The organism is Ruegeria intermedia (assembly GCF_900129345.1).
Classification (GTDB): Bacteria; Pseudomonadota; Alphaproteobacteria; order Rhodobacterales; family Rhodobacteraceae; genus Ruegeria; species Ruegeria intermedia.
The window spans coordinates 42847-62619 of the sequence record NZ_FQVK01000016.1 but is presented as its reverse complement, the minus strand read 5'-3'; the positions used below and the strand labels follow the sequence as shown (position 1 = coordinate 62619).

Genomic DNA, 19773 nt, shown 5'->3' with positions numbered 1-19773 from the left:
TGGCCGACGGGGCCAGACGATGCAACCCGGCAGGCGCGGATGGTTGACTCAGGTGGCCAATGGGCCTAAACGCCAAGGCAACATCCGGAAGCGTCTGTTCTTCCGGTCCCTTGAGTCGTTCAGGGATCGCCCCCCACCAGCGAGTTTCGCCCGTGGGGGCGTTTGTGCATTGACCCGTCCGCCCCTATCTATGGGGCGCCAACCGACAACCGGCGAAGGAGGCCGAAGGCATGTTTGAAAATCTATCCGAACGCCTCTCTGGCGTCTTTGACCGGCTGACCAAACAGGGCGCCCTGTCCGAGGAAGACGTCAAGACCGCCCTGCGCGAGGTTCGCGTGGCGCTGCTGGAGGCCGACGTATCGCTGCCGGTGGCGCGTGCGTTCGTCAAGAAGGTGCAGGAGCAGGCGACCGGCCAGGCGGTCACCAAGTCGATCACGCCGGGCCAGCAGGTCGTCAAGATCGTGCATGACGCGCTGGTCGATACCCTGCGCGGCGAGGACGACCCCGGAAAGCTGAAGATCGACAACCCGCCTGCGCCGATCCTGATGGTCGGTCTGCAGGGCTCGGGCAAGACCACCACCACCGGCAAGCTGGCGAAACGCCTGAAAGAAAAAGAGGGCAAGAAGGTCCTGATGGCCTCGCTGGACGTCTATCGCCCGGCGGCGATGGACCAGCTGGCGGTGCTGGGCACCCAGATCGGGGTGGACACTCTGCCGATCGTTCCCGGCCAGAAACCGGTGGACATCGCCAAGCGCGCCAAGCAGCAGGCCACGCTGGGCGGCTATGACGTCTACATGCTGGATACCGCGGGCCGTCTGCATATCGACGAAGTCCTGATGGACGAGGTCGAGCAGGTCCGCAACGTGGTGGACCCGCGCGAGACCCTGCTGGTGGTTGACGGCCTGACCGGCCAGGTCGCCGTCGAGGTGGCCGAGGAGTTCGACGCCAAGGTCGGCATCACGGGCGTGGTCCTGACCCGGATGGACGGTGACGGCCGCGGCGGCGCGGCCCTGTCGATGCGCGCAGTGACCGGCAAGCCCATCCGCTTCGTCGGTCTGGGCGAGAAGATGGATGCGCTGGAAACCTTCGAGCCGGACCGCATCGCGGGCCGGATCCTGGGCATGGGCGACATCGTGGCCCTGGTCGAAAAGGCCCAGGAGACCATGGAGCTCGAGCAGACCGAGCGCATGATGAAGCGCATGATGAAGGGTCAGTTCAACATGAACGACCTGAAGATGCAGCTGGAACAGATGATCCAGATGGGCGGCATGCAGGGCCTGATGGGCATGATGCCGGGCATGGGCAAGATGGCCAAGCAGATGGATCAGGCCGGGCTGGACGACCGGATCCTGCGGCAGCAGATCGCCATGATCCAGTCGATGACCAAGAAGGAACGCGCCAACCCCGCGCTGCTGCAGGCCAGCCGCAAGAAACGCATCGCGGCCGGTTCGGGCATGGACGTCAGCGACGTCAACAAGCTGCTCAAGATGCACCGGCAGATGTCGGACATGATGAAGAAGATGGGCAAGATGGGCAAAGGCAAGATGCTGAAACAGGCCATGAAAGGCATGTTCGGCAAGGGCGGGCCCAGCCCCGAAGAAATGGCCGCAGGCATGGACCCCAAGGCGCTGGAAGCCGCGGCCAAGGCGATGGGCGGCAAGATGCCCGGCGGCCTGCCCGGCATGGGCGGCGGCATGGCCTTGCCCCCCGGCCTGAGCGGATTCGGAAAGAAAAAGTAAGTGACCGCGCCCGTCGCATATCCCTGGGAGGCTCCGGCCTCCGGCCCCGCTGCCGCGCTGTCGGCGCGGCTGGCTGCGGACTTGCCGCGGCTGGAGACCGCGCGGCTGGCGCTGCGCGCGCCGCGGATCGGGGATTTCGACACCTATGCCGACATTCTGATGTCGAACCGCGCCAAACACATGGACGGCCCGTTTGACCGGCAGGCGGCCTGGCTGGATTTCTCGCAATACGTCGCGGGCTGGTTGCTGCGCGGCGCCGGCCTGTGGGCCATCGAGGACCGCGCGGGCGGTCAGGTTCTGGGCTTCGTGTCGGTCGGCATGGAATTCGGCGACCGCGAACACGAGCTGGGCTATCTGCTGACCGAAGCCGCCGAAGGGCGTGGCATCGCAACCGAAGCGGCCGAAGCCGCCCGCGACTTTGCGCTGGGGCCGCAGGCCCTGCCGTCATTGGTCAGCTATGTGGACCCCGACAACGCAGCCTCGGCCCGCGTGGCCGAGCGCCTGGGCGCCCAGCGCGACCTGCAGGCCGAGGCCGGGTTCGACGAGCCGGTTCGGGTCTATCGCCACCTGCCCGGCAACGACGATGGCGGGATGGAGGCCTACGCATGACGACCTTCGCCATCCCGACCCTTGAGACCGAACGCCTGATCCTGCGGGCGCCGCATCCGGACGACCTGCTGGCCATGACCGCGTTCTATGCGACCGAGCGCAGCCACATGGTGGGCGGGCCCAGAGATGCGGCAGAGTGCTGGAGCGTGCTGGCCAACCGTCTGGGCCATTGGGCGCTGCGTGGCTACGGCCTGTGGCACCTGACCGAAAAGGCCAGCGATGCTTTCGCAGGCTGGACCGGCATGATCTATGTGCCGGGCTGGGACGAACCCGAGCTGGGTTGGACCCTGATGGAGCAGGCCGAGGGCAAGGGCCTGGGCTTCGAGGCCGCGCAGGCCGCCCGCGACCACGCGGCGCGCCATCAGGGGCTGAACGGCGTCATCAGCTATATCGCCCACGCCAATGACCGTTCGCGCGCTCTGGCACAGCGTCTCGGCGCGACCTACGAGCGCGAGGGCGAAGTGCTGGGCAAGTCGGCACAGATCTGGCGGCACCCGAAACTCGACACGTCAACGACCGATCTGACCACCGAAAGGACCGGCCAATGAACAATCCCGTGACGCGGGCCGCGGCCTTGCTGAAAGACCACCGCGAAAGCATCGACCGGCTGGATGCGATCCTGGTCTATACGCTGGCCGAGCGGTTCAAGCACACCCAAGCCGTTGGCAAGCTAAAGGCCGAACACGACCTTCCCCCGTCCGATCCCTCGCGCGAGGCCGCGCAGATCGCACGGCTCGAAGACCTGGCGAAAGAGGCGGATCTGGACCCCGATTTTGCCAAGGCTTTCCTGAATTTCATCATTCAGGAAGTCATCCGACACCACAAGAAGCACCAGAAATAGCCGGAGCAATCCGGCCAACGCCATCCAAAGGAGATACCACAATGGCAATGAAAATCCGTCTGGCCCGTGGCGGCTCGAAAAAGCGCCCCTTCTACCGCATCGTTGCAGCGGACAGCCGCATGCCGCGTGACGGCCGCTTCATCGAGAAGCTGGGCACCTACAACCCGCTGCTGCCGAAAGACAGCGAAGAGCGCGTGAAGATGAACATGGAGCGCATCCAGTACTGGCTGGACCAGGGCGCGCAGCCGACCGACCGGATCGCCCGCATGCTGGAAGCCGCCGGCGCCAAGGAGAAGACCGAGCGCAACAACCCCAAAAAGGGCACCCCGGGCAAGAAAGCCCAGGAACGTGCCGAAGAAAAGGCTGCCAAGGCTGCTGCTCCGGCAGAAGAAGCCGCTGCAGAAGAATAAACAGGCGGGCGCGTGCAGGATCAGGCCTTTACCGACGAATTCCGCACGCAGTTCGATCTGTTGATGCGGCTCCGGCGCGACGTGCGCCGGTTCCGCACCGACGCGGTGGACGAGGCAGTGCTGACGCGCTGCCTCGACGCGTTTCAGCTGGCCCCTTCGGTGGGGCTGAGCGAACCGTGGCGCGTGATCCGCGTCGAAAGCCCCGCGGCCCGGACCGCGGCGCTGAAGAATTTCAAGGCCGCCAATGACGCCGCGCTTGCGGGTTATTCCGGCGACCGGGCGCAGTTGTACAGCCAGCTGAAACTGTCGGGCATGCAAGAGGCGCCGGTTCAGCTGGCGGTGTTCTGCGATGACGCCACCGACAAGGGCCAGGGGCTGGGCGCGGGCACCATGCCCGAAATGCGCCGCTATTCGGTGGTCTCGGCCGTCACTTTGTTCTGGCTGGCGCTTCGCGCGCATGGGCTGGGGCTGGGCTGGGTCTCGATCCTCGATCCCGACCGGCTGGCCCGCGACCTGTCGGTACCCGGGGGCTGGCGGCTGATTGGCTATTTCTGCGTGGGTTGGCCCGAGGAAAGCTCGGACACGCCCGAGCTGGAAACCCTGGGCTGGGAGTCCCGCCGCGGCAGCCTGCCGGTGGACGTGCGGTAGGATGCCATGTTCGGATTGATACGCCTTCCCATCCTGTTGCTGATCGCCTTTATTGTGGGCGTGTTCTTTGAACGCAGCAACCAACGCGAAGCCTGCGCCGAAATCGGCCGGTGGATGAACGGAACTTGTGTGACGACGGAAATGTCCAATGACTGATCTGATCTGTGTCGGCAGCATCGCCGGGTCCTTCGGCGTACGCGGCGAGGTCCGCCTGAAAAGCTACTGCGCGGTTCCCGAGGATATCGAGACCTACTCTCCCCTGACCGACGAGACCGGCACCGAGCGCTATCCGCTGATAATCACCCGCGCGATCAAGAACGGGTTTGCCGCGCGGCTGGGCGGGGTCGAGACCAAGGAGCAGGCCGACGCCCTGAAGGGGCTGCGCCTTTTTGCCCGGCGCGACCAGTTGCCGTCGCTGCCGGATGACGAATTCTATCACGCCGACCTGATCGGGCTGGCGGTCTATGACACCGGCGGCACCCTGTTGGGGCGGGTCAAATCGGTGCAGAACCACGGCGCCGACGACCTGCTGGAACTGCACGGGCCGGGGCTGAAAACCACCGTGCTGCTGCCCTTCACCAAGGCGGCGGTCCCCACGGTTGACCTTGAGGCCGGACGCATCGTCGCCGACCCGCCCGAAGGGCTGCTGTGATGCGGCGCATCCTGCTGCATCTGGGTCTGCACAAGACGGGCACCACGGCGGCACAGTCGTTTCTGTTCGAAAACCGCGAACTCATCTGGCCGCACCACGCGTTGGTGCTGCCCTATGTCACCCGCAAGCGCGGGCTGTCCGAGGCGGCCACCCGCCATTCGCTCTATGGCACGGTGGGCACGCTGGCCGAATTCGGTTCGCAGTTTCATGCCCTGCTCGACTCGCTGGATTTCGGCGAAAAGCGCGGGCTGATGCTGAGCGAGGAGAATTTCGCCGGGCTGCGGCCCAGCCGCAATGCGGCGGTGGGCTATGACGCGGCCCCCGAACTGGCGGCCTGCATCGTGGACATGGTGCGCAACCGGCTGGCAGGGGATCCGCTGGACATCACCGTCTATCTGTCGCTGCGCCAGCGCGGCAGCTGGCTGCGCAGCCTGTGGGCGCACGACCTGCAGCGCACCCGGCTGGTCCTGGATTTCGACGCCTTCCGCGACAAGCTGGCCGACCTGCCCTCGCCCCAGCAAACCGCCGAGGCGATCCGTGACCGGCTGCCCTCGGTCCGCGTGCAGACGGAATGGCTGGAAGAACTGCGCGAGCGCCCGTTCGGCCCCGGAACGCCCTTTGCCGAATTCCTGAACCTGCCGCGCGAAAAGGCCGCGCAACTGGTCGCGCCGACCCTGTCCAACCCCGCCCTGCCCCAGGCCGCGCTGCAGGCGATGCTGGATCTGAACCGATCGGGGCTGGACGAGGCGGCGCTGGTCCGGCAGAAGGCCCGCATCGTCGAAGACGCCCGGAACAGCCTGACCCCTCAGCCATGACGGACAAACCCGCCAAATCCCACGGCCGCAAGGCCATCCGCCCCACCCTGAAGCCGCGCGAGCTGTTGACGCCCACGCCGGACCTGCACGGCGTGTGGAAGGCCAAGGTGATCACGCTGTTCCCTTCGGCCTTTCCCGGCGTTCTGGGCGAAAGCCTGACCGGCAAGGCCCTGCAAGACGGGCTGTGGCAGCTGGAAACCGTCGATCTGCGACAGTTCGGCATCGGCAAGCATCGCAATGTCGACGACACGCCCGCAGGCGGCGGCGCCGGCATGGTGCTGCGCGCCGACGTGCTGGGCGCGGCGATCGAGCACACGATGGACGGCGTGCAGGGCAACTGGCCCCTGATCTATCTCAGCCCGCGCGGCCGCCGGATGGACCAGCGCATGATGCAGACTTTCGCCCGCTGCGACGGCCTGACTCTGCTGTGCGGCCGGTTCGAAGGCGTGGATGAGCGGGTGTTGGAGCATTACGGCATCCAGGAGGTCTCGCTGGGCGATTTCGTGATGACCGGGGGCGAGATCGCCGCGCAGGCGCTGATCGACGCCACCGTGCGGCTGCTGCCCGGCGTTCTGGGCAACCAGGCCTCGGCCGAGGAGGAGAGCTTTTCGTCCGGCTTGCTGGAACACCCGCAATACACCCGCCCGGCCGAATGGAAAGGCCGCCCGATCCCCGAGGTTTTGATGTCGGGCCATCACGGCCGCATCGCCGAATGGCGGCAGCAGATGTCGGAACGGATCACCCGCGAACGCCGCCCCGATCTGTGGGGCGCCTATCGCAACGCGCGAGACGAGGACTAGGGCGCGCCGGCCTTCCACCGCGCCCACAGATCCGGCGAGCCGTTGAAGGCGTTGATGTCCACCCTCCCCTGCACGCCCGGCACCAGCCCGGTGCCCGTGTACTGCCAGAACCGCCAGACCGCCCGGGGATAGACGGTGCGCGGATGCCCCGCGACCGAGCGCAGCCAGAACTCGGTTTTGGGCAGCCGTCCGATGCCGGTGTCCGCATAGAAATCGACCGTGGTGTACACGATCGGCCGGCGGCCGTAGTGACGCTCCAGGATATCCAGGAACCGCTGCGCCTCGGCCCGGACGGTCTTGGGATCGGGACGCAGGGTGCAGGTTTTCGAATGCGGCGTCCACTCCATGTCGAGCACATGCGGCAGGTCGGCGCCGCGCGGCACGTTGCGGATGAACCATCGGGCCTGCTCGGCCGCTGGGCGGCAAAAATAGTAATAGTGATAGGCGCCCCAGGGCACACCCGCCGCCGCCGCGCCGCGGCTGTGGTTTTCGAACATCGGGTCGGCCACGTCGCCGCCCTCGGTCGCCTTGATGAAGACAAAGCTGATGCCCGCGGCCTTGGCCCGGCGCCAGTCGATCCGGCCCTGCCAGCGCGACACGTCCAGCCCGTGAACGGGATAATGTTCCGGTCGGCGGCGGCTCCAGTCATGCGGGTCGGCATCGGCAAAGGCGGGATACAGGGCCTGTGGCGCCGAGCGGTCGTACCCGGCCGGCAGGTCGGGCGCTGGCGCGCGGCGTCCGCAAGACAACAGCAACAGGCCGATGGCCACACCGATTATGACTTTGCGCATCCTGTCGTCCTGCCTCAGATGTCGTTGCCCGATCATCACCAGCATGCCTGAGCACCCGGATATCGCAATGTTTGCGTTCCGCGGCGGCGGATTTTCACCGCTGCGCCAGTGAAACCCGGTGAATTGGGCTTGATCTGCCCCCGCGATTTGCCTAAACGGGCGAAATCCGGTGGCGCCCTGCGGCGACTCCGGTGTTTTGGTTTGTGTCGCAGGATCGCACCCGGCTTTCTTCGGATCGGGGAAGCTGCACACGAAACCGCACGGAAGGAACAGTCGACCTGATCTCTGGCGGGCTGCGCAAGCGGGACCCGGGGAAGACCAAGAGCTCTCGGGCCGTGCCAACTTCGTGGACCAACCACGAGCAGATAGGAGTACCTGCGATGGACCTGATCGCACAGCTTGAGGCGGAACAGATTGCCGCCCTGGGGAAAGAGATCCCCGATTTCAAAGCCGGTGACACCATCCGTGTCGGCTACAAGGTGACCGAAGGCTCGCGCACCCGCGTGCAGAACTACGAAGGCGTCTGCATCGCGCGCAAGAACGGCAATGGCATTGCCGGTTCGTTCACCGTCCGCAAGATTTCGTTCGGCGAAGGCGTGGAACGCGTGTTCCCGCTGTATTCGACCAACATCGACAGCATCACCGTTGTCCGCCGCGGCCGTGTCCGCCGCGCCAAACTGTACTACCTGCGCTCGCGCCGCGGCAAATCGGCCCGGATCGCAGAGGTCACCAACTACAAGCCCAAGGCTGGCGCCGAGGCCGAAGCGTAAGGAGCGGACCCATGAAAAAAGACATCCACCCCGATTACCACCTGATCGACGTCAAGCTGACCGACGGCACCGTCATTCAGATGAAATCCACCTGGGGCGCCGAGGGCGACCAGCTGGCCCTGGAAATCGACCCGTCCTCGCACCCGGCCTGGACCGGCGGTTCGTCGCGCCTGATGGACGCGGGCGGCCGTGTGTCGAAGTTCAAGAAGAAATACGAAGGCCTGGGCTTCTGATCCCACGCCATCGCGTTTCAAGGCCGTCCCGTCGGGGCGGCCTTTTTCATTGGCTGCGTCAGCCGTCGGGCACGTCCAGATCGAACACGACGATGCCCTCGGCCCCGTTTTCGCACAATGCGCACAGTTGGCCGCCCAATCGCCGATGCACCGGATGTTCTGCATAGCTGCGCCGCGCCTCGGCATCGGCAAACCGGATCACGAAGCCGTCGCGCCAGGCCTGCGACTTTCCTTCGAAATCGCGGTTGGGGCCATGGTCGAACCCAATCGCGCCAGCCAACCCGCTGCACAGGTCCGAAAGGCCTTGCACCACGTCCCGCCGCGCCTGCTGCGGCGCGTCGGCGCGAAAGGTGAAGAAAACACAGTGCAGGATCATCGGCCATCCCTTTCTCTGACGCGCGGGTGGTCGGATCGTCTTCGGCGGTCCAAGGCGTCGGCCCCCTAATGACAGTGCCTGATCTTGGCGCAGGAACCCGATTCGACCGCTTTCCTTTGGCGCACACACAACATATAGTGGCCGCAAACAACGTGTAGTCAAACACGACGGAACCGGGGAACACTGGCATGGCACATATCATCGTGGTGGGGAACGAAAAGGGCGGCGCAGGCAAATCGACCGTTTCCATGCATGTCGCCACCGCGCTGGCGCGGCTGGGACACAAGGTCAGCACGCTGGATCTGGATCTGCGGCAGCGCAGCCTGGGCCGGTATTTCGAGAACCGGCGCAATTTCATGGCCCACGAACAGCTGGACCTGCCCAGCCCACGCCACCATGACCTGCCCGAGATCGACGCAAGCAAGCTCAAACCCGGCGAGAACATCTATGACCACCGCCTGTCCGCCGCCGTGGCCGAGTTGGAAAGCGACAGCGATTTCATCCTGATCGACTGCCCCGGCTCGCACACGCGGCTCAGCCAGGTGGCCCATTCGCTGGCCGACACGCTGATCACGCCGCTGAACGACAGTTTCATCGATTTCGACCTGTTGGCGCGGATTGATTCCAAGGGTGAAAAGATCCTCGGCCCCTCGGTCTATTCCGAGATGGTCTGGAACGCGCGGCAATTGCGGGCGCAGGCCGGGCTGAAACCCATCGACTGGGTGGTGGTGCGCAACCGTGTCGGCACCCAGCGCATGGTCAACAAGGAAAAGATGCAGCGCGCCATCGAGATGCTGTCGAAACGGATCGGCTTCCGCGTCGCCTCGGGCTTTTCCGAGCGTGTGATCTTTCGCGAGCTGTTCCCGCGCGGGCTGACCCTGCTGGACCTCAAGGATATCGGGGTGAAACAGCTCAACATTTCCAACATCGCGGCGCGGCAGGAGTTGCGCGACATGATGCGTGAACTGAACCTGCCTGGGGTCGAGATCGACTTCTAGGCCGTCGGCGCGTAGATCGTGAACAGCTCTTTGGGCTCGGGCACGCCGCGCAGCATGTAGCGCCCGACCGAGATCAGGTCCTGTTCGCAGGGCTGAGCGGCGCGGGCCACGTCATCCGAGATCAAGATACGCCGGTCCAGCGAGCGGTGCATGCCTGCAATACGCGCGGCCTGGTTCACCGCCGGTCCGATCACGGTGAAATCCAGCCGGCTTTCAGCACCGATATTGCCATACAGGATCTCGCCCGAATGCAGGGCAAGGGTGAAATTGGCGACCGGCAGACCGGCGGCAGCCCGTTCCGCGTTGAGATCGGCCATACGCGTCTGCAGAAGGCCGACGGCGGCCAGCGCGGCGCGGGCGTCCTCGTCGATCTCGCCCACGTCGAACATGGCCATCAGCCCGTCGCCCATGAATTTCAGGATATTGCCGCCGCAACCCTGCACGACCTCGACCGCCACGGCCAGATAGTCATTCAGCATCGCGATGATGTCCGGGCCCGGCAGGCGTTCGGCCAGGCCGGTGAACCCTTCCAGGTCGAAATTCCAGATCACGGCGTCGATCTGCTGCAACGATCCGCGCCGGATTTCTCCCGACAGCACGCGCCGACCCGCATCCCGCCCCAGATAGACGCGCAGCAGATCCTGTGCCATTTTCCGGTTCGAGGCCGATTTCAAGGCCAGACCCAGATGCGGCAGAGCATATCGGATCAGATCCAGGTGGGTTTCCTCGAACCCTTCGGCATGGTCCGTCGTCCATGACATCAGCACCCCCTCGGGCATCTGGTCCAGGGCGATCCGGTTTTCGGGCGCGACTTTCTGCAGTACCAGCCCGGATGCAAAGTAGTCGGTGGCGCCTTTCTGGTGCAGTTCGTTCAGAAACGGAAATCGGCTGGGTTCGTTCCGGTCCTTCAACCTTTCACGCAGCTCCTTCGCGCCGGACTGCAGCATCGCGTAGAGCGGGCTCGAAACCCACTGATCGGGCAATTCCTCGCGGTGCTCGTAATTCTCGACGCTGCCCCCTTCGTCCCGGTACCAGTTGAAGCCGGTGCCGCCGTATGTGGGGTGATAGGCGCTTTGGGCGGCGTGAAACCGCATCAGGGGAACGCCCGCATCCACAAGCCGCAGGCAATACCCTTCGAGTATTTCCGACTGTTCGGCCCCTTCCAGCCCCCGGTCCAGCAACCATCCAATCAGGTCATCGGCGCGGGCTTGGGGGGCGGTGGATGGCATCTTGGGGCTCCGTCTGGTCTGCAACCCACTTGGGGGTTGCGAGGCCAGATTACCAGAGGTCAGTCCATTCCGGCCAGCCGCCGCAGCATCATCCGCAACAGCGCCGCCTCGCCCGTGGTGAACATGCCCGCCAGCCGGGCGTCATAGTCGCGGGCGATGTCACGCAATTCGCGGTACACCGTCAGACCGGCGGGGGTCAGGGTCAGCCGCTCCATCCGGCGGTCGTTTTCGTCGCGGGTGCGCCGCAGGTATCGGCGCTGTTCCAGCTTGTGCACCGCGCGGCTGATCTTGGTCTTGTGCATCTTGGCACGTTCCCCGATCTGCTTGGCGGTCATCTCTCCGTAATTGCCCAGGTGGAACAGAACGCGCCATTCGGTACGCAGCATCCCATAGCGGTTCTTGTAGACCTTCTGAAAATCCAACGAGCTTTCCTCGGCCGCCTGGTTGAGCAGGAAGGGCAGGAAATTTCGCAGGTCGAAGTCATCTTTTTCGGCGGAATCTGGCTGTGTCATGGTTGTTAGTTACAAAATCAACTATTATCCGACAAGCAGCAAACGGAGGAACCCCGATGAATCGTCCGACTGACCCGCACGCTCTGACCCAAGCCAGCACGCCCGTTGGCACCCACGCAGGCTATATGCCCGGCTTTGGCAATGACTTTGAAACCGAAGCGCTGCCCGGCGCGCTGCCGCAGGGCATGAACAGCCCGCAGAAATGCAACTATGGCCTTTACGGCGAACAGCTCAGCGGCACCGCCTTCACCGCCAACCCGCCCGAGCGCACCTGGTGCTATCGCATCCGGCCCTCGGTCAAGCATTCGCACCGTTATGAAAAGATCGACCTGCCCTATTGGAAAAGCGCCCCGAATGTCGATCCGGACGTGATCAGCCTGGGCCAGTACCGCTGGGACGCGGTGCCCCATTCCGACCAACCGCTGACCTGGCTGACCGGCATGCGCACCATGACCACCGCCGGGGACGTGAACACCCAGGTCGGCATGGCCAGCCACATCTATCTGGTCACCGAATCGATGGTGGATGACTATTTCTTCTCGGCCGATTCCGAGCTTCTGGTGGTGCCGCAGGAAGGCCGCCTGCGCTTTGCGACCGAGTTGGGCATCATCGACCTGGAACCCAAGGAGATCGCCATCATCCCGCGCGGGCTAGTCTACCGCGTCGAGGTGCTGGAAGGCCCCTGTCGTGGTTTCGTCTGCGAGAACTACGGCCAGAAATTCGAGCTGCCGGGCCGTGGCCCGATCGGCGCCAACTGCATGGCCAACCCGCGCGACTTCAAGGCGCCCGTGGCCGCGTTCGAGGATCGCGAGGTGCCCTCGACCGTGACGATCAAGTGGTGCGGCCAGTTCCACACCACCAAGATCGGTCACAGCCCGCTGGACGTGGTGGCCTGGCACGGCAACTACGCGCCCTACAAATACGACCTGCGCACCTATTGCCCGGTCGGGGCGATCCTGTTCGACCACCCCGATCCGTCGATCTTTACCGTGCTGACCGCGCCTTCGGGCGTGCCGGGCACGGCCAATATCGACTTCGTCCTGTTCCGCGAACGCTGGATGGTGATGGAGGACACGTTCCGCCCGCCGTGGTACCACAAGAACATCATGTCCGAGTTGATGGGCAACATCTACGGCCAGTATGACGCCAAGCCGCAGGGCTTCGTGCCGGGCGGCATGAGCCTGCACAACATGATGATCCCGCATGGCCCCGACAAGGAAGCCTTTGAAAAGGCGTCCAACGCCAATCTGGGGCCGGACAAGTTGGACAACACCATGTCCTTCATGTTCGAGACCCGCTTCCCGCAGCACCTGACCGCCTTTGCCGCGAACGAGGCGCCGCTGCAGGATGACTACATCGATTGCTGGACGGATCTGGAGAAGAAATTCGACGGCACGCCCGGCAAGAAATGACACCGGTGGCCCCACGGCCACCGCACCGCACAAGGAAACGCAATGCCTTTGATGAAATCCTGGGTGGCCTCGGCCAATGACGCGAACCACCCGTTTCCGCTGAACAACCTGCCCTATGGCGTCTTTTCGACCGAAGGCACCGAGCCGCGCTGCGGCGTGGCCATCGGGGACATGATCCTTGACGTGTCCGCCGCCGAGGCCGAAGGGCTGATCACGCTGGGTGACGAGCCGCTGTTCGACCTACCCTTCTGGAACCCGCTGATGGAGCAGGGACCGGCGGTCTGGGCCGCGCTGCGCGAGCGGCTGACCGCCCTGCTGGCGAAAGGGTCGAAAGAACAGGACAAGGTCGAACCGCTGCTGGTTCCGCAGGCCGAGGCCCAACTGCACATGCCCTTTGCCGTCAGCGAATACACCGATTTCTACGCGGGCAAGCACCACGCCACCAATGTGGGCACCATGTTCCGCGGCCCGGAAAACGCGCTGCCGCCCAACTGGCTGCACATTCCCATCGGCTACAACGGACGGGCCTCGTCGGTGGTGGTTTCGGGCACCGATATCCGCCGCCCATGGGGGCAGTTGAAATCGCCCGACCACGACCGCCCGGCCTTCCTGCCCAGCCGCCGTTTCGACATCGAGCTAGAGATGGGCGCCATCGTCGGCACCCCGTCCGACGGCCCGATCACCGTGCAGGAGGCCGACGATCACATCTTTGGCTATGTCCTGCTGAACGACTGGTCGGCGCGCGACATCCAGGCCTGGGAATACCAGCCGCTGGGCCCGTTCCAGGCCAAGGCCACCGCCACCTCGATTTCGCCCTGGATCGTGACCAAGGCCGCGCTGGACCCGTTCCGCTGCGACACGCCCGCGCGTGAGGTCGAACTGCTGGATCACCTCAAGGATTGCGGCCCGATGCTCTACGACATCGACCTTGAGGTGACGATGGCGCCCGAAGGCAAACCGGCGACCACAATCGCCCGCACCAATTACAAGGAAATGTATTATTCCTCGGCGCAGCAACTGGCGCATCACACCACCTCGGGTTGCCCGATGAACGTGGGCGATCTGTTGGGTTCGGGCACGATCTCGGGGCCGACGAAGGACAGCCGCGGCTCGCTTCTGGAACTCAGTTGGGGCGGCAAGGAGCCGATCACGCTGGACACCGGCGAAACCCGCAGCTTCATCGAGGACGGCGACACGCTGACCCTGAAGGGCGCCGCCCGGGGCGACGGCTACACGATCGGTTTCGGCGACTGCACCGGCACGGTGCTGCCCGCCCTTGAAGACCCATACGCACGATAAGGAGCGCCACATGGCCAAGGCATTCGCGTCCCAGGGGGACATGACCGAAAAGAAGATCTCGTTCACCGAAGTGGGCGAAGGGCTGTATGCCTTCACCGCCGAAGGCGACCCGAACTCGGGCGTGATCATCGGCGATGACAGCGTGATGGTGGTCGAGGCCCAGGCCACGCCGCGCCTGGCGCAGAAGGTGATCGACTGCATCCGGTCGGTGACCGACAAGCCGATCACCCATGTGGCGCTGACCCATTACCACGCGGTCCGGGTACTGGGCGCCAGCGCCTTCGGTGCGCAGCAGATCATCATGTCGGACATGGCCCGCGCCATGGTCGTCGAACGCGGGAAAGAGGACTGGGACAGCGAGTTCCAGCGCTTTCCGCGCCTGTTCGAAGGGCACGAGAGCATCCCCGGCCTGACCTGGCCCACCACCACCTTCAACGACACGATGACGGTCTATCTGGGCAACCGCCGGGTCGATCTGATGCATCTGGGTCGGGCGCATACCGCCGGTGACATCGTCATCCACGTGCCCGACCAGAACGTGATGTTCACCGGCGACATCGTCGAATATCACTCGGCCTGCTATTGCGGCGACGGGCATTTCAGCGACTGGGGCGACACGCTGGATCAGATCCAGTGGTTCGACGTGGATGCCATCGCGCCGGGGCGCGGCGATGCGCTTGTCGGCAAGGAAATGGTGAACGCAGCCATCGAGAACACCCGCGATTTCGTCGAAAGCACCTATCGCCCGGCGGCCAAGGTGGCGGCGCGCGGCGGCAGCCTGAAAGAGGCCTGGGACGCGGTGCGTGCGGAGTGCGATCCGAAATTCTCGGACTACGCCATCTATGAACACTGCCTGCCCTTCAACGTGGCCCGCGCCTATGACGAGGCGCGCGGCATCGACACCCCGCGCATCTGGACCGCCCAGCGCGATCTGGAGATGTGGGAGGCCCTGCAGGGCTGAGAAACGGCCCGGCGACTTGATCCAGATCGTGTTGCCGGCCTGAAAACGATGCGACCATGGAGGAGAGCCATCGGCGCCCCGCGCCGGTGGGCAGGGAATGTGCGCCCGGCGCACGGAACTTGGGGAGAGAGCCCATGAACAAGATTTTTGAACAGCCGCTCTATGCCTATGCCCGCAGCCCCGATCAGGATGCCCCCGCCCCGGTGCGGCATCAGGTGATCGTGATCGGCGCGGGCCCGGTCGGGCTGGCCGCCGCCATCGACCTGGCCCAGCAGGGCGTCGAGGTGGTGGTGCTGGACGACAACGACAAGGTCAGTTTCGGCAGCCGCGCCATCTGTTTCGCCCAGCGCACGCTGGAAATCGCCGACCGGCTGGGATGTGCCCGGCCGATGGTGGACAAGGGCGTGCAGTGGAACACGGGCAAAGTGTTCTTCGACGACCGCAAGGTCTATGAATTCAACCTTCAGCCCGATGAGGGCTATGCCCATCCGGCTTTCATCAACCTTCAGCAATACTACTTTGAGCTGTTCATGGTCGAACGGGTCCGCGCGTTGCAGGCCCAAGGGGCGCCGATCGAGATCCGTGGCCGCAACAAGGTCGAGGCGATCGGCACCCATGACGACCACGTCAAGCTCGAGGTTGAAACGCCCGAGGGGTCGTACACCGTCGAGGCCGACTGGCTGATCGCCTGCGACGGGGCCAATTCGCCCACCCGCCGGATGCTGGGGCTGGATTTCGTGGGCCGCGTGTTCGAGGACAACTTCCTGATCGCCGACGTGATCATGGAGGCCGATTTCCCGTCCGAGCGCTGGTTCTGGTTCGACCCGCCCTTCAATCGCGGCCAGTCCGCCCTGCTGCACAAACAGCCCGACAATGTCTGGCGCATCGACCTGCAACTGGGCTGGGACATCGACAAGGAACGGGAAAAGCGCCCTGAAAACGTGATCCCGCGCCTCAAGGCGATGCTGGGCGAGGATGTCCAGTTCGAGCTGGAATGGGTCAGCATCTATACCTTCCAGTGCCGCCGGATGGAGAAATTCCGCCACGGCCGCGTCCTGTTTGCCGGCGACAGCGCCCATCAGGTCAGCCCCTTCGGCGCGCGCGGGGCCAATTCGGGCCTGCAGGACACCGACAACCTGTGCTGGAAGCTGAAGATGGTCCTGGACGGTACCGCGCCCGACAGCCTGCTGGACAGCTATGATGTCGAGCGCATCCATGGCGCGGACGAGAACATCCTGAACTCGACACGCTCGACCGATTTCATCACGCCGAAATCGGAAATGTCACGCATCCTGCGCGACGCGGTTCTGGACCTGAGCGAACATTACGAGTTCGCCCGCCCGCTGGTGAATTCCGGGCGGTTGAGCGTGCCCTGCACCTATGACGGCTCGCCGCTGAATTCGGCGGATGCGCTGGATGGCCCGGCCGAAACACGCCCCGGATCGCCCTGCCCCGATGCGCCGCTGGGGGACGAATTCCTGTTGCCCAAGCTGGCGGGCAAGTTCACCCTGCTGACCATCGATGCCGACGCCCCCGACAGGATCGAGGAAGAGGGCGTGACGGTCGAGCGGCTGGCGCTGTCGGTCAAGGACGACCGCACGCTGGCGCTGAAGCGGCGGTATCTGGGTGACGCGGAAGGTGCGGTCTATCTGATCCGGCCCGACCAGCATGTGGCGGCACGACGCGACAGCTATGAAGACAACGCGTTCCGGCATGCGATCCGCCGGGCCATCGGCAAGGAGTAGGCACAATGGATGAACTGATCCTCACCCCGAATATCGACGGCGCGGATGATTTCTATGCCGATCTGCTGGCCGCGCACGACGGTCTGGACAAGGCCGAAAGCGATGCGCTGAATGCGCGGCTGGTGCTGGTGCTGGCCAATCACATCGGCGACCGGACCATCCTGAAACAGGCGATCGACGCGGCCAAGGCCCGATGAGCGACGTCGTCCTGTATGACTATTGGCGGTCCTCGGCCAGCTACCGGGTTCGCATCGCGCTGAACCTGGCCAGGATCGCCTATCGCGCGCAGACGGTCGATCTGGTCAAGGGCGAGCAGACCGCGCCCGCGCATCTGGCGCGCAACCCGCAAGGCTTTGTGCCCGTGCTCGAGATCGACGGCGTGCAACTGACCCAGTCGCTGGCCGTTCTCGACTATCTCGACCGGACGCGGGGCCTGAACCTGCTGCCGGACGAGCCGGTCGCGCGGGCCAGGGCGCAGGCGCTGGCCCATGCCATCGCGGTGGATCTGCACCCGGTCTGCAACCTGAAGGTCGCCCGCCACGCCACGCAGCTGAGCGGCGGAAAGGGCGACATGCCCGGCGACTGGATGCGCCATTTCATCCGCCCCGGCCTGCTGGCCTTCGAGGCAATGCTGGAAGAGTTCGAGCAAGCCCCCTATTGCACGGGATCGGCGCCCGGGCTGGCCGATCTCTGCCTGATCCCGCAGATGTACAACGCCCGGCGCTGGCAGGTCGATCTGTCGGACATGCCGCGCATTCTGGCGGTCGAAGCCGCCTGCGCCGACCACCCTGCCTTTGCAGCGGCCCACCCGGACGCCCACGCGCCGGGCTGAGCCGCGCACAGGGTCTGTGTGCCGATGCGTCTGTGCACCAGCGCCGATCGGGCCTAGCCTCGTGCCGGAAATCACCGCACGAGGCCCCCGATGCCACAGATCACCGGCTATCACGCCCATGTCTATTTCAACGCCGAAACGCAGGAGACCGCCCGCCGTGTCTGCGAAGAGGCTGCACGCCTGTTCCCCGTCCAGATGGGCCACATGCACAGCCGCAATGTCGGCCCCCACCCGCGCTGGAGTTGCCAATTGAGCTTTGCCGCAGATGCCTTCGACAAGGTGGTCCCGTGGCTGATGCTGAACCGGCAGGGGCTGACCGTGTTCACCCATCCCGAAACCGGCCAGCACCTGCCCGACCACCGCGACAGGGCGATCTGGATGGGCGAGATGCTGGACCTGGACCTGTCGATCTTTGACCGGCTGGGCGCCTAGCCCAGCGCCCGCGCCTGTTCCCTAAGCTTGAATTTCTGGATCTTGCCCGTGGACGTCTTGGGCAGCGGCCCGAACACCACCGTCTTGGGTGCCTTGAAATGGGCCATGTGGTCGCGGCAGAACGCGATCAGATCGGCCTCGGTCGCATCGGCGCCCGGCTTCAACTCGACAAAGGCGCAGGGCGTCTCACCCCACTTCTCGTCCGGCTTCGCGACCACGGCGGCCTCCATCACGGCGGGGTGCTTGTAGAGGATATCCTCGACCTCGACCGACGAGATGTTCTCGCCCCCCGAGATGATGATGTCCTTGGACCGGTCCTTCAGCGCGATGTAGCCGTCGGGATGCATCACCCCCAGATCGCCCGAGGCGAACCAGCCGCCGCGGAACGCTTTCTGCGTGGCCTCGGGGTTCTTGAGATACCCTTTCATCACGATGTTGCCCTGCATGAAGATCTCGCCCATGGTCTCGCCATCGGCCGGCACCGGTTCGAGCGTTTCCGGATCGGCCACCATCAGCCCCGACAAGGCAACGTATTTCACCCCTTGCCGCACCTTGAGCGCGGCGCGTTCCTCGGCGGGCTTGTCGTTCCATTCGTCCTTCCAGGCGCACACGACCGACGGCCCGTAGGTCTCGGTCAGGCCATAGACATGGGTGACCTCGAGGCCCATTCCCTCCATCGCGGCGATCACCGCGGCAGGCGGCGGGGCGCCGGCTGTCATCACCTTGATCTCGTGACCGAAATCCTTGAGGTGATCAGGCGCGTTGGCCAGCATGTTCAGCACGATGGGCGCGCCGCAGAAATGGGTGACCTTCTCATCCCGGAACGCCTTGTAGATCGGCTCGTCCCGCACCGCGCGCAGGCAGACGGACGTGCCCGCGTTCGCGGCCATGGTCCAGGGGAAACACCAGCCGTTGCAATGGAACATCGGCAGCGTCCACAGATAGACCGAATGCTGCGGCATGCCCCAGGTCAGAATGTTCGACGTGGCGTTCAGCGCCGCGCCACGGTGGTGATAGACCACCCCCTTGGGGTTACCCGTGGTGCCCGAGGTATAGTTCAGCGTGATCGCGTCCCATTCATCGGCAGGCAGAGACCAGTCGAATTCCGGGTCGCCCTCGGCCAGCAGGTCGTCATAGGTCAGCGCGCCCAGTTTCTCACCGCCGTCGAAACTGGGATCCTCGATGTCGATCACCAGAATGTCGTGATCCACCTGCTCCAGCGCCTGCTTCACCACGCCCGAAAACTCGGGATCGACCAGCAGCACCTTGGATTCGGCGTGGTTCAGGATGAAGGCGATGATTGGCGCGTCCAGCCTTGTGTTGATGGTGTTCAGCACCGCGCCCGCCATGGGCACGCCGAAATGCGCCTCGTACATCTCGGGGATGTTGGCGGCGATGATCGACACCGTGTCGCCCGTGCCCACCCCACGCGCAGCCAACGCGCTGGCCAACCGGCGGCAACGCGCATAGGTCTGCGCCCAGCTATAGCGCCGGTCGCCATAGACCACGGCCGGATAGTCCGGGTAAACGGCCGCCGTCCGCTCGATATAGCTGAGCGGGGACAGGGCCGTGAAATTGGCCGGGCACTTGTCCAGATCGCGCTGATAGATGTTGTGGGTCGCCATCCGCCTCTCCTCCCCAAATCGTCGGATTTTTCGTATTGAGCACA

The 19773-nt window shown here is 64.8% G+C and carries 25 protein-coding genes; 20 read left to right on the top strand and 5 right to left on the bottom strand.

All coding sequences use genetic code 11. From position 1 onward, the window contains the following. The first annotated feature begins 230 nt into the window (after positions 1 to 230). From ffh to trmD, 10 genes are read left to right on the top strand one after another with little or no spacing between them, the layout of a single operon-like run. Entirely contained in the window at positions 231 to 1739 is a 1509-nt protein-coding gene (gene ffh, locus F3H26_RS12340) for a signal recognition particle protein (RefSeq protein WP_149776347.1), read from the top strand. Continuing rightward, entirely contained in the window at positions 1740 to 2348 is a 609-nt protein-coding gene (locus F3H26_RS12335; RefSeq protein ID WP_149776346.1) for a GNAT family N-acetyltransferase, read from the top strand. It abuts the gene before it with no gap. Continuing rightward, complete coding sequence (locus F3H26_RS12330; RefSeq protein ID WP_149776345.1) at positions 2345 to 2896, top strand: GNAT family N-acetyltransferase; 552 nt, start codon at positions 2345 to 2347, stop codon at positions 2894 to 2896. The genes F3H26_RS12335 and F3H26_RS12330 overlap by 4 nt, the downstream gene beginning before the upstream one ends. Next, a complete protein-coding gene (locus F3H26_RS12325; protein WP_005981236.1) occupies positions 2893 to 3189 on the top strand; it encodes a chorismate mutase in 297 nt (98 codons plus the stop codon). Before F3H26_RS12330 ends, F3H26_RS12325 begins: the two co-directional genes overlap by 4 nt. 41 nt (positions 3190 to 3230) lie before the next feature. Continuing rightward, positions 3231 to 3599 (top strand): 30S ribosomal protein S16, encoded by a 369-nt coding sequence (gene rpsP / locus F3H26_RS12320; RefSeq protein ID WP_149776344.1) that lies wholly within the window; start codon positions 3231 to 3233, stop codon positions 3597 to 3599. 12 nt (positions 3600 to 3611) lie between these two features. Next, complete coding sequence (gene bluB / locus F3H26_RS12315; protein ID WP_149776343.1) at positions 3612 to 4247, top strand: 5,6-dimethylbenzimidazole synthase; 636 nt, start codon at positions 3612 to 3614, stop codon at positions 4245 to 4247. Between the two features lie 6 nt (positions 4248 to 4253). Next, positions 4254 to 4403 (top strand): hypothetical protein, encoded by a 150-nt coding sequence (locus F3H26_RS19475; protein ID WP_188127758.1) that lies wholly within the window; start codon positions 4254 to 4256, stop codon positions 4401 to 4403. Further along, positions 4396 to 4899 carry a ribosome maturation factor RimM gene (gene rimM, locus F3H26_RS12310; protein WP_149776342.1) on the top strand — a complete coding sequence of 168 codons (504 nt, stop codon included), beginning with the start codon at positions 4396 to 4398 and terminating at the stop codon, positions 4897 to 4899. The genes F3H26_RS19475 and rimM overlap by 8 nt, the downstream gene beginning before the upstream one ends. Then, positions 4899 to 5714, top strand: coding sequence for a hypothetical protein (locus F3H26_RS12305; protein ID WP_149776341.1), 816 nt, complete (start codon positions 4899 to 4901; stop codon positions 5712 to 5714). The genes rimM and F3H26_RS12305 overlap by 1 nt, the downstream gene beginning before the upstream one ends. Further along, positions 5711 to 6514 (top strand): tRNA (guanosine(37)-N1)-methyltransferase TrmD, encoded by an 804-nt coding sequence (trmD, locus tag F3H26_RS12300; RefSeq protein WP_149776340.1) that lies wholly within the window; start codon positions 5711 to 5713, stop codon positions 6512 to 6514. The genes F3H26_RS12305 and trmD overlap by 4 nt, the downstream gene beginning before the upstream one ends. Here trmD and F3H26_RS12295 read toward each other — a convergent pair. Further along, positions 6511 to 7305: a glycoside hydrolase family 25 protein gene (locus tag F3H26_RS12295; protein WP_149776339.1), complete on the bottom strand. Its 795-nt coding sequence runs from the start codon at positions 7303 to 7305 to the stop codon at positions 6511 to 6513. The two genes, trmD and F3H26_RS12295, sit on opposite strands and share 4 nt — an antisense overlap. A 380-nt stretch (positions 7306 to 7685) precedes the next feature. On the opposite strand from F3H26_RS12295, the gene rplS reads away from it, so the two are divergent. Next, positions 7686 to 8075 carry a 50S ribosomal protein L19 gene (gene rplS, locus F3H26_RS12290; protein ID WP_005981221.1) on the top strand — a complete coding sequence of 130 codons (390 nt, stop codon included), beginning with the start codon at positions 7686 to 7688 and terminating at the stop codon, positions 8073 to 8075. Between the two features lie 11 nt (positions 8076 to 8086). Next, on the top strand, positions 8087 to 8308 hold the full coding sequence (gene rpmE / locus F3H26_RS12285) for a 50S ribosomal protein L31 (protein WP_005981219.1): 222 nt from the start codon (positions 8087 to 8089) through the stop codon (positions 8306 to 8308). A 58-nt stretch (positions 8309 to 8366) separates the two neighbouring features. On the opposite strand, the gene F3H26_RS12280 is transcribed toward rpmE, so the two are convergent. After that, complete coding sequence (locus tag F3H26_RS12280) at positions 8367 to 8684, bottom strand: Dabb family protein (protein WP_149776338.1); 318 nt, start codon at positions 8682 to 8684, stop codon at positions 8367 to 8369. A gap of 188 nt (positions 8685 to 8872) precedes the next feature. On the opposite strand from F3H26_RS12280, the gene F3H26_RS12275 reads away from it, so the two are divergent. Continuing rightward, positions 8873 to 9682, top strand: a complete 810-nt coding sequence (locus F3H26_RS12275; protein WP_149776337.1) for a division plane positioning ATPase MipZ — start codon at positions 8873 to 8875, stop codon at positions 9680 to 9682. On the opposite strand, the gene F3H26_RS12270 is transcribed toward F3H26_RS12275, so the two are convergent. Together F3H26_RS12270 and F3H26_RS12265 are read right to left on the bottom strand one after the other, a co-directional pair. Beyond that, positions 9679 to 10911, bottom strand: a complete 1233-nt coding sequence (locus F3H26_RS12270) for an adenylate/guanylate cyclase domain-containing protein (RefSeq protein ID WP_149776336.1) — start codon at positions 10909 to 10911, stop codon at positions 9679 to 9681. The two genes, F3H26_RS12275 and F3H26_RS12270, sit on opposite strands and share 4 nt — an antisense overlap. A 59-nt stretch (positions 10912 to 10970) precedes the next feature. Continuing rightward, entirely contained in the window at positions 10971 to 11423 is a 453-nt protein-coding gene (locus tag F3H26_RS12265) for a MarR family winged helix-turn-helix transcriptional regulator (protein ID WP_093965172.1), read from the bottom strand. A 56-nt stretch (positions 11424 to 11479) separates the two neighbouring features. Here F3H26_RS12265 and hmgA point away from each other — a divergent pair, with 56 nt between their 5' ends. The 7 genes from hmgA to F3H26_RS12230 all read left to right on the top strand — a co-directional run bounded on the left by hmgA (position 11480) and on the right by F3H26_RS12230 (position 18104). Continuing rightward, a complete protein-coding gene (gene hmgA, locus F3H26_RS12260; RefSeq protein ID WP_149776335.1) occupies positions 11480 to 12835 on the top strand; it encodes a homogentisate 1,2-dioxygenase in 1356 nt (451 codons plus the stop codon). A gap of 42 nt (positions 12836 to 12877) precedes the next feature. After that, entirely contained in the window at positions 12878 to 14134 is a 1257-nt protein-coding gene (fahA, locus tag F3H26_RS12255) for a fumarylacetoacetase (RefSeq protein ID WP_149776334.1), read from the top strand. A gap of 10 nt (positions 14135 to 14144) precedes the next feature. Then, the gene (locus F3H26_RS12250; protein WP_005981205.1) at positions 14145 to 15095 is read left to right on the top strand and encodes an MBL fold metallo-hydrolase; all 951 of its coding nucleotides are present in this window, start codon (positions 14145 to 14147) and stop codon (positions 15093 to 15095) included. Between the two features lie 134 nt (positions 15096 to 15229). Continuing rightward, positions 15230 to 16840, top strand: a complete 1611-nt coding sequence (locus F3H26_RS12245) for an FAD-dependent oxidoreductase (RefSeq protein ID WP_149776333.1) — start codon at positions 15230 to 15232, stop codon at positions 16838 to 16840. A 5-nt stretch (positions 16841 to 16845) separates the two neighbouring features. Further along, the gene (locus F3H26_RS12240) at positions 16846 to 17037 is read left to right on the top strand and encodes a DUF2783 domain-containing protein (RefSeq protein ID WP_149776332.1); all 192 of its coding nucleotides are present in this window, start codon (positions 16846 to 16848) and stop codon (positions 17035 to 17037) included. Continuing rightward, positions 17034 to 17672 carry a maleylacetoacetate isomerase gene (gene maiA, locus F3H26_RS12235; RefSeq protein ID WP_149776331.1) on the top strand — a complete coding sequence of 213 codons (639 nt, stop codon included), beginning with the start codon at positions 17034 to 17036 and terminating at the stop codon, positions 17670 to 17672. The genes F3H26_RS12240 and maiA overlap by 4 nt, the downstream gene beginning before the upstream one ends. Before the next feature lie 90 nt (positions 17673 to 17762). After that, on the top strand, positions 17763 to 18104 hold the full coding sequence (locus F3H26_RS12230; protein WP_149776330.1) for a DOPA 4,5-dioxygenase family protein: 342 nt from the start codon (positions 17763 to 17765) through the stop codon (positions 18102 to 18104). Here F3H26_RS12230 and F3H26_RS12225 read toward each other — a convergent pair. Then, positions 18101 to 19729 carry an acyl-CoA synthetase gene (locus F3H26_RS12225; protein ID WP_149776329.1) on the bottom strand — a complete coding sequence of 543 codons (1629 nt, stop codon included), beginning with the start codon at positions 19727 to 19729 and terminating at the stop codon, positions 18101 to 18103. The genes F3H26_RS12230 and F3H26_RS12225 overlap by 4 nt on opposite strands. Positions 19730 to 19773: the final 44 nt, after the last annotated feature.